Consider the following 12,783-nt stretch of genomic DNA (forward strand, 5'->3'; position numbering starts at 1 on the left):
CCGTGGGTTACATCCTGGAGACGTACACGGTCTCACTCCAGGAGTGTGCGGTGAACGAGTTGGGCACTGAGGTGCACTTGCATGCGCGGGTCTTTCGGACGGCGGGCGAGTGGTACGCCGACGTCGACGACGGACTCGACCCACAGCCGGACAACCCCTTGTGGTGTGGTTCCTACCACTCCCAGCGCGCCGCGATCGACGCCGCCTGCGCACGGATCGCGGCGCTGCACCTGGCTCACACCACGCGGCTCGTCGACCAAGCGGCTAGTTGACTGAACTCTTTCGTGCCCCGGGTCGCTGTCGCACGAGCAGCGCCTCGAGCTCCGGAAGTCGGCCAAACAGGTCGGGAAGGCCGCGCACGCCGTTGCGCACGGACTCGTGCGACAGCGCGAGGTCAGGGCCGGTGCTCGCCCCGACACCGGCGAGGCAGCGGAGGATGTTCCACCTCGTGAACCCCAGCCAGCCGCCGATCATGAACACGAACCAGCTTGGACCCGACGGCGGCAGCGCTCCGCCCCCTGCGACGTAGCCGTCGAGGACCGAGCTGAAGATGGCGGGCTCGATGTTGTCGAAGCCAGGTCCCTTCGCGAGGCTCAGCGCGGTCGAGCCGAGCTCGCCGGCCAGGTCGAGCATCCCCGAGAGCTCCCAGTCGAGCACCACCGGCCGACCATCTCGAGCGAGCAGGTTCCACGGTTGGATGTCCCTGTGGGTCAGCACGACGGGGCCTGGCCGTTCGCAGGTGTCGACGAAGTGGGCAATCGCGAGGAACGTCTCGACGTGGGAGGCGAGCTCGTCGGCCCACGGCTGTCCGGTCGCCGCCGCCCGCTCGGCGAGCTCGGGCCAGTCCCAAGACGTCGGCTCCTCGATCGACACGTGGGTCCACTCGACGTCGAGCGCGTGGATACGCGCGAGGATCTCACCGATCTCGAACGCGTACGCCGCCGGCACCGGCGCTTCGGGCACCTTCTCTCCCTCGACCCACCGGTGGACGAGCGTGTGGTGGCTGGCCGAGATCGGCTCTGGCATCGGAATGCCGGCAGCGAAGGCCGCCCGCTCGAACCTGAACACGTCCTCGACGTGGTAGGTCCAGCGGCGGTCGACGAGGTTCAACTCCTTCACCGCGAACGACCCCTGGTCGGTGTCGAGCCGGTACATCCGGTTGGCGAACCCGCCGTGGACGCGGATCATCGGTCCGATCGGCGCGCCGAGATGCGAAAGGGTAGAGAGTACGTCGTCGTCCGCGGTCACCCCACGAATCTAGGGCTCGCAGTTCATCGATGCACCGGAATTTTCATCCATGGTCTCCTTGACCTGTTCAGTGAAGTCCTGACGGCTACTCCGGCTCGTTGTGGGACGGGCCGCCGATGCGGTACGGCGTACTGACACCGTCGTACATGAGGTGGGTCATCAGGCCTTCCGAGGCGTGCGGGAGGTTGTGGCAGTGGTCCATCCACAGACCGGGGTTGTCGGCGAGGAAGGCGATCTCGTACGTCTCGTCGTTGCCGACCTCGAGCGTGTCCACCCACCACGGTGAACCGGTCGCCGCGACACCGTTGCGCGACAGCACGATCGCGTGGTGACCGTGCAGATGCATGGGGTGCGCCTGCCCGCTGGTGTTGGAGATCGTCATCCGGACGACGTCGCCCTCGGCAACCATGTACATCGGTACGTCGGGGAACTTGTGCCCGTTGATCGTCCACCACAACCCCGGCACACCATCGAGGAACCCGGGCCGCCGGCCGATCCGGTACTCGAAGTTCCGGTCTGCCTTCGCCGGGTCGAAGCTCAGTGGAGCCGCAGTGCCGTAGGTCAGTAGGTCCACCGTCTCCGCCGGAAGCTCGGCAGTGGGCGAAGCCCCCGGCCCGATCCCCAGCGACAACGCCGCTGAGCCGGCCACCAACCGCATCCCGCCGGCAGGCACGACAGCCTCCAGATCGACCCGAGCCCCGGCCGCCAACGGGAAAGCCGCGGTCACCGGAGTCGGCCGGTTCACCTCACGCCCGTCGACCGCGACCACCTGGTACGGCGTACCGATCAGCCCGACCCGCAGGATCGCGTTGTCGGTGTTGATCACTCGCACGCGGGCCGTCGTACCGGCGGCCAGATCCACCTGCTGGGTACCCGTCCTGCCGTTGATCGTCCGCTTGCCGTCGTACGTGTGGATCGCGGCGATGACCTCACCAGGTTGCTCGGGTGCGACCACGATCGTGCCGAACAGACCGCCCTTCACCTCCTCGCTGGACACCTGATGCGAGTGGTACCAATACGTCCCCGCCCGGTCGGCCGTGAAGCGGTAGACGTGTTTCCCACCGATCGGTACGGCGTCCTGCGTCACCCCGGCCACCCCGTCCTCGGCGTTCGGTACGTCGATGCCGTGCCAGTGCAGTGTGGCTCCGTCGGGAACGTTCTCGTTCACCAAGGTCACCTGGACCAGATCGCCGAGCTTCGCCCGGATGAGCGGGCCGGGGGACGTCCCGTTGAGCGTGTAGCCGTCGATGGTCTCACCGCTGGCCAGCTGGTACTTCTTCTTCCGCGCGGTCAACGTGACGTCGAGATCCGGCGTACCGGTCTTCGGCCCGGTGAGATCGGCGACGCTCGTCCCACCGTGGTGGTGCTCGTGTCCTCCCGCCGGGCCGCCGCCGTAGTCGACGTACCCCATGTCCGCGGCCGAGTAGTCACTGGGCACGAGGCTGGTCGCCCAGAGGTACCCCAGCGGTGCCAGCACCGCCAGGGTCACCCCCAGTGCGATCAACCGCCCACGCAGCCGCCGCTTCTGATCAGACATTGACTGCCGGCTGCGCTGAGAGCTCGGTCGAGCGACGAGCCGCCGCGCCCGCGACACCCGCGATGGCCAAGCCGTTGATGCCGTGCAGGACGCCCAGCGCCGGGATGCCGAACGACACCACCGCGAGGGCGAACTGCAGGGCGACCAGGCCGACGACGATGCCGGCCAGTGACCGGCCGCGCGGGACATCGGTCAGGAAGGACACGATCAGCAAGATCAGCGCGAGCAGGCCGATCGCCGTGCCGGCGATGCTGTGGTAGCTCTGGCCGAAGTTGCTGTAGTCCGCCCCGATGACGGCCCCGTCACCGGCGTCCTTCGACACGGTGAACCCGGCGAGTGCGATCGACGCCACCTGGAGTACGACGGCGATCGCGATACCCAGCGCGACGACCCGGTAGACCGTCCTCATGCCCGACGCTCCTGCCGCCGCTTGCGGACGATGACGACCGCGGCCACGATCAGCAGCAGCGGGAGGATCGGCGGATGACCGGCGCCGGCCACGCAGCCGATCGACGCGATCAGCGCGATCGCGGCCAGCGCGATGAGCAGCGGGAACGGGATCTTCCCCAACGGACCTCGCGCCGCCCAAGGCGGACGCCCCGGACCAGGCCCACCGCTGTGCGCGGCGTTCTCAGGTGCGGTCCACGGCGGCTTGGTCCAGCCCCACGGCCCGCCCCAGGCCTCGCCGGTCTCGGCACCGGTCCGGTGTCCGCCCGGCAGGTCAGTGAACAGCGCGGCCAGGTCTGCGTCGGTCTTGGCTTCCAGTGCGCGGCCGATGCGCTCGGTGTGCTCCTCGGCGGTGAGCCGGCCGGCTTCGTAGTGCTCGCCCAGACGCTTGACCGCGTCCTCGCGTTCCTTGTCGCCGATGCGGATCGGTCCGCCCGGCTTCTCGTCGTTCATCCCTGACACTCCTCGGTGCTCGCAGTTCCTTCGACTGCACCAAGGTTGTCGTCCGGACCCCCGTCCCCGCGTCGCCTCAGCGGCGACACCTCACCTACCCCCGGAGGAGCACACTGCGCCCTCGGACGCAGTACGACGTACTCCCCCGGGCGTAGGCGAGACCCGGGAAAACCCTCAGGCGTTCGCCGAGAGAATCTTGTTCACCTCGTCGTTGGCCTCCGCGAGCGAGCTCGGTTCGGCCTCGAAGGACATCACCGCGTCCATCGCCGGTGTCATCACCGCGGTCACGTCCGCCGCGTTCGGGTTGGCCGGGAACGGGAACACGTCACCCGCCTCGACCGGTTCCAGGAACGGCGTGACGTCCCAGCCCTTCGATGCGAACGACGCCTTGGCCGCGGGCATGCTCGCCGCCACCGCCGGGAACACCACCCCCGCCTTCGCGACGATGTCCTGCGCGGTCTTCGAGCCGAGGAACTTCACCCACGCCCAGGACGCCTCCCGCCGGGTCGTTCCCGCCCAGATGGTGTCCGCGAGCCCGTTCATCATCGACATCCGCTTCCCGATCGGCCCGATCGGCAGCCGGGCCAGCTTGGTCTTCACCTGCTTCAGCCCGGCGTACGTCGCGAGCATCCAGGACCCGTTCGGGGTGATCGCGTACTTCCCCGCACCGAAGGAGGTGGTCACGTCCACGCCGGACTTGGCCTGCGCGTACGACGGCATGTACCCCTTGGTGATCAGGCCACGCCACCACCCGATCGTGTCGGTGAACTTCGGGTCACCGTAGAAGAACTTCGTCCCCCACGGCTCACCCTCGGAGTACTTCCACCCGTTGATCGCGGCGTACCAGCTCCAGCTGGTCTGGCCGTCGCCACCGCCGGCATCGGCGTACCCGAGTCCGTAGACCTTCACGTTGTTCTTGTCGAACCCCGGCTGGTCGCCGCGGCGCCCCTTGGCGTCGACCGTCAGGCGCCGGACGATCTGCTCGAAGGTACCGCCGTCCTGCGGGTTCCAGGTCATCGAGTTGAGCTGCTCGGCGCTGATCCCGGCCGCCTCGGTGAGGGCGCTGTTGTAGAAGTAGACCTCGGTGTCCCAGTCCTTCGGCAACCCGTACCGCTTGCCGTCGGCCCCGATCCAGCGGTCCGCCAGACCCTTCTGGTAGATGCTCAGGTCGACCTTGTCCTGGGCAACATAGTCGTCGATCGACAGCACTTGGCCCTTGTCCGCGAACAGCGGGTACTTCGCCGAGTGCGAGGTGAACACGTCCGGCGCGGTGTCGGAGATGAAGCCGGTCACCAGCTTGTTCCAGTAGTCGTTCCAGCCGTACTGCTCGATCCGCACGCTGTACTGCGGGTTCTGCTCGTGGAACACCTTCGCGCACTCGGTGTACATCGGCAGCTGGGCGGAGTCCCACAGCCAGTAGATGACTTCGCCCGCGCCCCGGGCCGCGGCGCCGTTGTTGCAGCCGGCCACGGCGGGGGCGGCGAGTCCGGCCAGGCCGGCCTTCAGCAATGTTCGTCTCGAAAGATTCATCGCAAACCTCACTTGATCCCGGAGAAGCCGATGGAGTTGGTGATCCGCTTGGCGAACGCCAGGAACAGCAGGATCATCGGCAGCGCCGCGATCAGGGCGGCGGCCATCAGCCCGGCCCAGTCCGGTCCGCCCTGCGGGGTCTGCGAGCGGAAGACGCCGAGCGCGACCGTCAGCACCCGGACGTTGTCCTGCTGCCCGACCAGCAGCGGCCAGAAGTAGTCGTTCCAGGAGTTGATGTAGGTCAGGATGGCCAGCGTGGCGATCGGCGCGGCGCTCATCGGGATGATCAGGCCGAAGAAGATCTTCCGGTGGCCGGCGCCGTCGATCATCGCCGCCTCCTCCAGCTCCCGGCTGATGCCGAGGAAGAACTGGCGGAGGAAGAAGATCGCGAACGGTGTCATGAACGCGCCCGGCAGGATGATGCCGGCGAAGCTGTTCAGCAGTCCGAGGCTCTTGATCAGCGCGAAGTTCGGCAGCGTGGTGAAGATCGGCGGCACCATCAGCGCGGCCAGGAACAGCGCGAACACCTTGTCCCGGCCGGGCCAGCGCAGCCGGGCGAACGCGTACGCCGCCATCGCGCTGAAGAACACCTGGCAGAGTGTGGTGACCGTTGCCACGATCAACGAGTTGCGCAGGTACAGCCAGAAGTTGACCGAGGCGCCGGAACCACCCTGCGCCTGGGCCTCCTCGATGGTGGACAGCCCGAGCACCCGCTTGAACGCACCGAGGGTGGTCTCGACCGGGAGCAACGAGTTCGGATGGCCGGCGAGCTGGGTGTTGTCGGACAGCGCCGTACGCAACATCCAGTAGAACGGGAAGAGCGTGGCCAGCATCAGCACGATCAGGCAGGCCCACGCGACGACCCGGCCTACGTTCATCTGCTTCCTCATGCCAGGTCACTCTCCTTCGCCCGGAGCAGCCGCAGCTGCAGCAGCGAGACCAGCGCGAGGATGGCGAACAACACCATCGCCATCGCCGAGGCGTAACCGAAGTCGAACCGGGTGAAGGCCCGCTCGTAGATGTAGTAGTAGATGACCCGGGTGGCGTTGATCGGTCCGCCCTGGGTCGTCACCGCGACAGTGTCGAAGATCTGGAACGACCCGATCATGGTGACCACCAGGACCATCACCAGGACCGGCCGCAGCAGCGGCAGCGTGATCCGCCAGAACGTCCGCCACTCGGTCGAACCGTCCACCTCGGCGGCTTCGTAGACGTACTTCGGAATCATCTGCAGCCCGGCGAACACCAGCAGCGCCGTGTAGCCCATGTGCCGCCAGACGTTGATCCCGGCGATGGTCGGGATCGCCCACTGCGACTCGCCGAAGAAGGCGACCGGGTCGATCCCGATCCAGGTGAGGCCCTGGTTCACGATGCCGACCTGGAAGTCGAGCATCCAGTACCAGACCAGCGCGACCACCACGTTCGCGACCAGGTAGGGCAGCAGGACGACGGCCCGTACCGTGATCGACTGGGTCAGCCGGTGCATCAGCATCGCGATACCGACCGCCAGGACCGTCTGGACGCCGATGTTGATCACGACGTACTCGACCGTGACCACCAGCGCGTTCCAGAAGAAGCTGTCCTGCACCATCCGCTCGTAGTTGGCCAGCCCGTTGAAGTCGGGCGCGGCCAGCAGGCTGTACTCGGTGAAGCTGAGGTAGGCGCCGCGCAGCGTCGGCCAGATGTAGAACACGACGAAGCCGAGAGTGGCCGGGGCCAGGAAGATCATCGCGACCTTCAGGTCCCCACGACTTCGCCGCTTCGTGGGCGGCGGCGCCGCCTCCCCGTGACTTCGTCTGCTGTTAGGTGGTGCGTTGGTGGTCGCGGTCACGGGGATCTCCTCCTCGGTCGGCGATCGCCTAGTCCCTGGACGGCTAGTCGATCGCTGTCACATCCAGCAACATCGCGTTCTCGGGCCACTGGGCGGGGATCTGCACTCCGACTGTGGCAAGTGCTGCCCCGTTCAACGTCAGCTGACGGCCGTCGGTCCACCAGGACACCGCACGCGGCTCCGGTCCGGGTGTCGCGGTCCTGCTCACCTGGTAGGTCCGGTTCGGGTCGAGTCCGGGCAGCCGGACCCGGCCGACGGCCGAGGTGATCGACTGGGTCAGCTGTACGGCGGCGTACACGGCGCGGGAGCCGTCCTGCGCGACCACGCCGTGCAGCAGGAAGTCGTCCGGGCCGCGGTCGGCGCGGACGACAAGTCCGGTGTGCAGCAGCGGCCGCAGTTCCTTGTGCAGGGCAACCCAGCCGGCCAGTTCCTTGCGCTCCTCCGCGCTCGCGGAGGCAATGTCCCACTCGATGCCGAAGTGGCCGAACAGGGCGGTGATCGCGCGGAACGACAGTGCCTGGGTGCGACCGGTGGTGTGTGCCCGCGGGGGACCGACGTGGCAGCCGATCAGCTCCGGCGGGAGCAGGAGCTGCGTGTAGCGCTGGATCTTCTGGCGCTCGAGCGCGTCGTTGCTGTCACTGCCCCAGACCCGGTCGGTGCGCTCGAGAATGCCGAGGTCCACGCGGGCGCCGCCGGACGAACACGACTCGATCTCCAGCCCCGGGTGCCGCCGCTTCAGCTCGTCGATCAGCCGGTAGACCGCCAGCGTCTGCGCGTGGATCCCGGCGGTCCCGGTCAGCTGGTTGCCGCCGTCAACGAAGTCACGGTTGTGGTCCCACTTCAGGTACGAGATGTCGTACTCGTTCAGCAACGAGTCCAGTCGCTCGAGGATGTAGTCGTAGGCGGCCGGCACACCGAGGTTGAGGCCCTGCTGGTGGCGCGCGGTCGGCGGCATCCGGTCGCCGGCGGCAAGGATCCAGTCGGGGTGCTCGCGGGCCAGGTCGGAGTCCGGGTTGACCATCTCCGGCTCGACCCACAGACCGAACTGCAGCCCGAGACCTCTCACGTGGTCGACGAGCGGGTGCAGCCCCTTCGGCCAGATCTCCTCGTCGACGTACCAGTCGCCCAGCCCGGCGTGGTCGTCACGCCGCCCCCGGAACCACCCGTCGTCCAGCACGAACCGCTCGGCCCCGACCTCGGCGGCCGCGTCCGCGAGCGCCTTCAGCTTGTCCAGATCGAGGTTGAAGTAGACCGCTTCCCAGGTGTTCAGTACGACGGGACGCTCGGTCTTCGGGTGGTTGTCCCGGGCCCGGAGGAACTCGTGGAAGCGGGCCGAAAGCCGGTCGAGTCCGACGCCGTACGAACCGTAGATCCATGGGGTGCTGTAGGTGCCTTCCGCCTCCAGGCGCCCCTCGCCGGACAGGAGCAGTTCGCCGCCGCCGATCACGCCGTACCCGCTCATGCCGCGCTCGGCGTACGACCGGTGGTTGCCGCTCCAAGCTGTGTGGACGGCCCAGGCCTCACCGGTGCCGAAGCCGAAACCGGGCGTGCCGGCGATCAGCAGCAGGGTGGCGTCGGCACCGGTGCGGCCGCGACGGTTGTCCCGGATGTGCGCGCCCTGGGTGAAGGCGTGCCGCTGCGGGTGCCGCTCACCGATGTGCCGGCCGGTCATGTCGAGCAGCTCGGTCGCCTCGGTCGGCACCGGCAGCGCCAGCACCAGGCCGTCCACCGTGTACGGCGTCGCGCCCGCGTTGGTGAGATCAGCCTTGGCCCGGACCAGACCGGAGTCGGTCAGCTCGATCGTGAGGCGGATCTTGAGCCCCGCCCCGGTGTCCTCGGCGTCGGCCTGCACGGTGTTGCCGGTCTGCGCGACGCTCGTCAGCTGGAAGCTGGCGGAGAAGTTCTGGCCGTCGCGGTGACCGCTCAGGCCCGGCAGCCCGAACCAGCCGGTCGCGTACTCCGGCACGATCGCGACCGGTTGGTTGTCGTCCAGACCGTTGCCGTACTGGACCGCACCGGCCCCGCGCCTCAGTTCCAGCAGAGCGTCCCCGCTCAGTTCGCCCAGATCCGCGCCCCAGTGCAGGACGGACGGAAGGGCGGGTCCCGAGCAGTCCAGCACCAGACTGACCCCGGCAGCCCGGAGCTGCAGCACCTCGATGTTCGACACTGTTGATTCACTCTGCTTTCTGATTGATTTCAGGACGGAACTATTTACCCCGGCAGCGCGGATGTCAATGCTTCACGAAGTTAAGTAATCAGCCTAATCGTCGGTCAGGCACCTACCTAGGCGCGGGTAACCGCTCTCCAGCACTCAGACGGAGAGAATCAGGCGGAGAGGCGCATCCTGATCAGGAGGTCGTGCAGAGCCGGCTCAGCCGTCGGCCGGTCGGGGAGGCCGGTGACCGCCTCCGCCTCGTCGAGCGCGGCACGCAGCCGAGCGACGTCTTCCGCGATCCGCTCCCCCGACGGACCTTCGAGCGCACCATGCTCGGCCTCGGCCTTGGCCGCCATCAGCTCCGGCAGGTACGCCGGCGCCTCGGGAAGCTCGCGGACGAGCTCGCGCAGATCCGCCTGGACGACGCCCGTCCGCATCAAGTGGATGCCGGTGAGCAGCACCCGGAAGGTGTAGAGCAACGGCTTCAGCTGGTGGTTCTTCCCGAAGAAGTCCCACTGCGTGTTCGCGAAGCCCCGGTAATGATGGGCGTGCCACTTGGTCACGCAGTCCGCGGCCAACGCGACCAGCTCTTCGTGTTCCGGCGTACTGATGACGACGAGTGGCGAGAGCACCTGCTCCAGCACGTAGCCGTTCCGGCGGAGCATCAGCCGGGCGAACTTGGCCAGGTCATGGGTGACGAGATCGACCTCGGCCTCGTTCTGGAACCAGGTCCGGTCGAGGGTCTCCGGCCCAGTCCGCAGACCGACCACCTCGGCGGCGGGGAGCACGTGGACGCCGCGCAGGTCGACGTCGGAGTCCCGGGACGGGAAGCCGTACAGGTGCGCGCCCGAAACCGTTGCGAAGAGCAAGCGGTATGGCTGTTCGCCCACGATGTCGCGCAGCTCGGCGTAGTCGAGCTGCCGCATGTCACGCGTCACCGATGCTCCTCTTCCGCACCGACTTGAGCCAGCTGTCGACCCGGGCGACGTCGGGAGTGGCCGGGAGAACCGTTCTCTGTAAGGCGTTGTCGAGCTCTTCGTGCAGACCGAGCCGCCACTGCTCGACCTCTTCCCACGACAGCTCACCGCGCTTGACTGCTAGCAGCCGGTCGCGGTTGGGGCCCACGTCAACGATCAGCTTTGCCTCAAGCAACAGACTGCGGGCCGCGAGCAACAGCCGGATCAGGTGCATGACGTGCTTCCACTTCGGGGCACCATCACGGCGGAAGTCGGCCTCCAGCTTCTTGAACTGGCTGAGGACGTAGCCGGAGTACGTCTGGTAGGCCAGCTGGGAGAGGAAGGCCTCGCGCAGGTCGAGCAGCTCCTCGCCGAGCGGCGTCTGCCGTACGACGAGCGGCGAGTGCAGCACCTCGAGGAGGTTCGGGTTGGCCTTCAGCGCGAGTTCGCAGAACCGCTCGACCTCCCACGAGAACCACTCGGGCTCCGGCCCGTCCACATGCGCCGGCGGCTTGGCCAGCGACCAGAAGGACTCGGTCGGCGCGACATAGACGCCACGGGTATCGGTGTCCGAGGCGTCGGTGTCCAGCCCGAACGCACGCGATCCGACGACCGCGGCGTAGATCGTGTGCTCGCGCACCAGCCGATCGCCATCGGGCTGATCGAGTCCGATCGCTTCGTCCTGGTACGCCGTACGCAGACTGAGCTGGTCGCGACCCGCGACCGTCTCCCGGCCGTCTCCGAGCCGGACCGTGTAGCGGCCGTCGGGCGTGACCCCGGCGATCCGCCCGGTCGCTCCGCGTTGCGCCGTACCGCCCTGGTGGTCGGGGGCCGCGACCCGGATCACCACCTGGGTCCCCACCGGCAACTGCGGCCCTCGGACTGACATGCCGCCCATGCTTTCACCCCGCGTGGTCCACCCCGGACGCCCAGCCCATCACAATCGCGCCGGCCGCCGCCCGCTGAGCGTGCCGGCGCCGTTCGAGCCTCCCTTGGAATGGCCTGGCGGTACGTCATCTCCTATTGACAAATTTTTCTGTCAATAGGAGTGTGGTGGCGTGCTGAGATATGTGGAGGAGCCCGAGAAGGTCCGGATGGCGCTGTCGCCGATCCGGCGGCAGTTGCTCGAGCTGCTCCGGGAGCCCTCGTCGGCGACCCAGCTCGCGGCCACGCTCGAGCTGCCCCGGCAGCGGGTGAACTACCACCTGCGCGAGCTGGAGAAGGCCGGGCTGGTCGAGCTCGTCGAGGAGCGGCAGCGACGCGGGTTCACCGAGCGGATCCTGCGCGCGTCCGCCGCGACCCTGGTGGTCGACCCGGCGGTGATGGGCCAGGCATTCAGCACGATCCAGGACCAGTACGCCGCCGAGCACCTGGTGGACGTTGCCGCCGGCACCGTTCGGGACGTGGCCCGGATGCAGGCCAAGGCCGACACCGCGGGCAAGCGGCTGCTCACGTTCACCCTCGAGGCGGAGGTGCGGTTCGCCGAGCCGGGCGACGTCCACCGCTTCACCGACGCCCTGACCGCGGCGATCCAGCGGACTGTCGAGGAGTTCGACACCGAGGGCGGGCGTCCCTACCGGCTGATCGCGGGCGGCCACCCGGCCTCCCGTCGTACTCGAGGAGAACAGGCATGACTGAGGACAGACCGCGGATCGTGGTGACGGTGGCCGCGCCGGTCGAGGCGGTGTGGGACGCGCTGCGGGACAAGGAGAAGATCCGGCACTGGCACGGCTGGGAGTACCAGGGTGCCGAGGGCGGGCTGGAGGAAGAGATCGACCTGATCTACTTCACCCGGGTCAACGCCGACGAGGAGAGCGCGACGCTGACCCTCGGGGACGGCGACCAGTTCGTGGTCGAGCCGGTCGAGGGCGGATCGCGGATCACCCTGACCAGAGCGGCGTACGGCGACAACCCCGAATGGGACGCGTACTACGACGACATCACCGAGGGCTGGATCACGTTCCTGCAGCAACTGCGGTTCGCGCTGGAGCACCACCCGGGTGAGACGCGGCGGACACTGTTCTACTCGGGCGCGGGCGCCAGGTCGGCGATCGAGGAGCTGGGGATCTCGCCACAGCCCGCGGGTACGCCGTACGAGCTGGAGCTGATCGGCGAGCAGGTCAAGGGTGAGGTGTGGTTCACGTCCGAGCATCAGATCGGCCTGAGCGTCGACGGCTGGGGCAATGGGCTGCTGGTTCTCAGTCACGTCCCGCCGGGCGAGAAGAAGCCGGAGGGTGCCTCGATGGCGGTTCTCAGCTTGTACGGCGACGTCGACCGCGAGGCCCTCGACCAACGCTGGAAGACCTGGTGGGAGGCCCGCTACCCGGCGCCGCTGGACCTCGGCGGCTGAGGGTGGGCGGACCTAAGGACAGGAGATAGTCCCCAAATCGCAACCGATCACAGCCATCAGGGGCCAATACCTCCTGTTCTCCGGTCCCCGCCACCCCGGTGACACTGCGTAAGGTGCCACCACTCTCGGTCTCTCTCGCGCCCGGCGGCGGGTAGGCGGCGCGCGTGGGCGGCGGCCTCTTTGGCGGCCGCCGTACTGTGTTCTGAGTGCTGTGAACCGGTGTGACGAGGCTCATGGAGGCGAGGCGCTCTGGACCAGGTGCGGGTCGGGCAGGCA

Annotated in this window: 13 protein-coding genes; 3 read left to right on the forward strand and 10 right to left on the reverse strand. The window is 68.0% G+C overall.

What is annotated here, in order from left to right:
• The first annotated feature begins 2 nt into the window (after positions 1-2).
• Positions 3-272 carry a hypothetical protein gene (locus AB0F43_RS07935; protein WP_360472214.1) on the forward strand — a complete coding sequence of 90 codons (270 nt, stop codon included), beginning with the start codon at positions 3-5 and terminating at the stop codon, positions 270-272.
• Here AB0F43_RS07935 and AB0F43_RS07940 read toward each other — a convergent pair.
• The 10 genes from AB0F43_RS07940 to AB0F43_RS07985 all read right to left on the reverse strand — a co-directional run bounded on the left by AB0F43_RS07940 (position 265) and on the right by AB0F43_RS07985 (position 11,046).
• Positions 265-1,248 (reverse strand): phosphotransferase, encoded by a 984-nt coding sequence (locus AB0F43_RS07940; RefSeq protein WP_360472215.1) that lies wholly within the window; start codon positions 1,246-1,248, stop codon positions 265-267. The two genes, AB0F43_RS07935 and AB0F43_RS07940, sit on opposite strands and share 8 nt — an antisense overlap.
• Positions 1,249-1,333: 85 nt before the next feature.
• Positions 1,334-2,785 (reverse strand): multicopper oxidase family protein, encoded by a 1,452-nt coding sequence (locus AB0F43_RS07945; RefSeq protein WP_360472217.1) that lies wholly within the window; start codon positions 2,783-2,785, stop codon positions 1,334-1,336.
• A complete protein-coding gene (locus AB0F43_RS07950) occupies positions 2,778-3,194 on the reverse strand; it encodes a hypothetical protein (RefSeq protein WP_360472220.1) in 417 nt (138 codons plus the stop codon). The genes AB0F43_RS07945 and AB0F43_RS07950 overlap by 8 nt, the downstream gene beginning before the upstream one ends.
• Positions 3,191-3,685 (reverse strand): DUF1707 domain-containing protein, encoded by a 495-nt coding sequence (locus AB0F43_RS07955; RefSeq protein WP_360472222.1) that lies wholly within the window; start codon positions 3,683-3,685, stop codon positions 3,191-3,193. The genes AB0F43_RS07950 and AB0F43_RS07955 overlap by 4 nt, the downstream gene beginning before the upstream one ends.
• Before the next feature lie 174 nt (positions 3,686-3,859).
• Entirely contained in the window at positions 3,860-5,215 is a 1,356-nt protein-coding gene (locus AB0F43_RS07960) for a sugar ABC transporter substrate-binding protein (protein WP_360472224.1), read from the reverse strand.
• A gap of 8 nt (positions 5,216-5,223) precedes the next feature.
• Positions 5,224-6,105, reverse strand: coding sequence for a carbohydrate ABC transporter permease (locus AB0F43_RS07965; protein WP_360472226.1), 882 nt, complete (start codon positions 6,103-6,105; stop codon positions 5,224-5,226).
• A complete protein-coding gene (locus AB0F43_RS07970) occupies positions 6,102-7,046 on the reverse strand; it encodes a sugar ABC transporter permease (RefSeq protein WP_360472229.1) in 945 nt (314 codons plus the stop codon). Before AB0F43_RS07970 ends, AB0F43_RS07965 begins: the two co-directional genes overlap by 4 nt.
• 43 nt (positions 7,047-7,089) lie before the next feature.
• On the reverse strand, positions 7,090-9,213 hold the full coding sequence (locus AB0F43_RS07975; RefSeq protein WP_360472232.1) for an alpha-galactosidase: 2,124 nt from the start codon (positions 9,211-9,213) through the stop codon (positions 7,090-7,092).
• Positions 9,214-9,371: 158 nt separating this feature from the next.
• A complete protein-coding gene (locus AB0F43_RS07980; RefSeq protein WP_360472235.1) occupies positions 9,372-10,139 on the reverse strand; it encodes a nucleotidyltransferase domain-containing protein in 768 nt (255 codons plus the stop codon).
• Positions 10,129-11,046, reverse strand: a complete 918-nt coding sequence (locus AB0F43_RS07985; protein ID WP_360472237.1) for a nucleotidyltransferase domain-containing protein — start codon at positions 11,044-11,046, stop codon at positions 10,129-10,131. Before AB0F43_RS07985 ends, AB0F43_RS07980 begins: the two co-directional genes overlap by 11 nt.
• A 169-nt stretch (positions 11,047-11,215) precedes the next feature.
• Here AB0F43_RS07985 and AB0F43_RS07990 point away from each other — a divergent pair, with 169 nt between their 5' ends.
• A complete protein-coding gene (locus AB0F43_RS07990) occupies positions 11,216-11,791 on the forward strand; it encodes a winged helix-turn-helix domain-containing protein (RefSeq protein ID WP_360472241.1) in 576 nt (191 codons plus the stop codon).
• Complete coding sequence (locus AB0F43_RS07995) at positions 11,788-12,507, forward strand: hypothetical protein (RefSeq protein WP_360472244.1); 720 nt, start codon at positions 11,788-11,790, stop codon at positions 12,505-12,507. The genes AB0F43_RS07990 and AB0F43_RS07995 overlap by 4 nt, the downstream gene beginning before the upstream one ends.
• The last annotated feature ends 276 nt before the right edge of the window (positions 12,508-12,783 follow it).

The organism is Kribbella sp. NPDC023972, from assembly GCF_040639075.1.
Lineage (GTDB): Bacteria > Actinomycetota > Actinomycetes > Propionibacteriales > Kribbellaceae > Kribbella.

Bases quoted from the DNA above. Each gene is read 5' to 3' on its own strand.
- AB0F43_RS07965 (WP_360472226.1), bottom strand. From the start codon at position 6,105: ATGAGGAAGCAGATGAACGTAGGCCGGGTCGTCGCGTGGGCCTGCCTG.
- AB0F43_RS07945 (WP_360472217.1), bottom strand. From the start codon at position 2,785: ATGTCTGATCAGAAGCGGCGGCTGCGTGGGCGGTTGATCGCACTGGGG.
- AB0F43_RS07985 (WP_360472237.1), bottom strand. From the start codon at position 11,046: ATGTCAGTCCGAGGGCCGCAGTTGCCGGTGGGGACCCAGGTGGTGATC.
- AB0F43_RS07960 (WP_360472224.1), bottom strand. From the start codon at position 5,215: ATGAATCTTTCGAGACGAACATTGCTGAAGGCCGGCCTGGCCGGACTC.
- AB0F43_RS07995 (WP_360472244.1), top strand. From the start codon at position 11,788: ATGACTGAGGACAGACCGCGGATCGTGGTGACGGTGGCCGCGCCGGTC.
- AB0F43_RS07955 (WP_360472222.1), bottom strand. From the start codon at position 3,685: ATGAACGACGAGAAGCCGGGCGGACCGATCCGCATCGGCGACAAGGAA.
- AB0F43_RS07950 (WP_360472220.1), bottom strand. From the start codon at position 3,194: ATGAGGACGGTCTACCGGGTCGTCGCGCTGGGTATCGCGATCGCCGTC.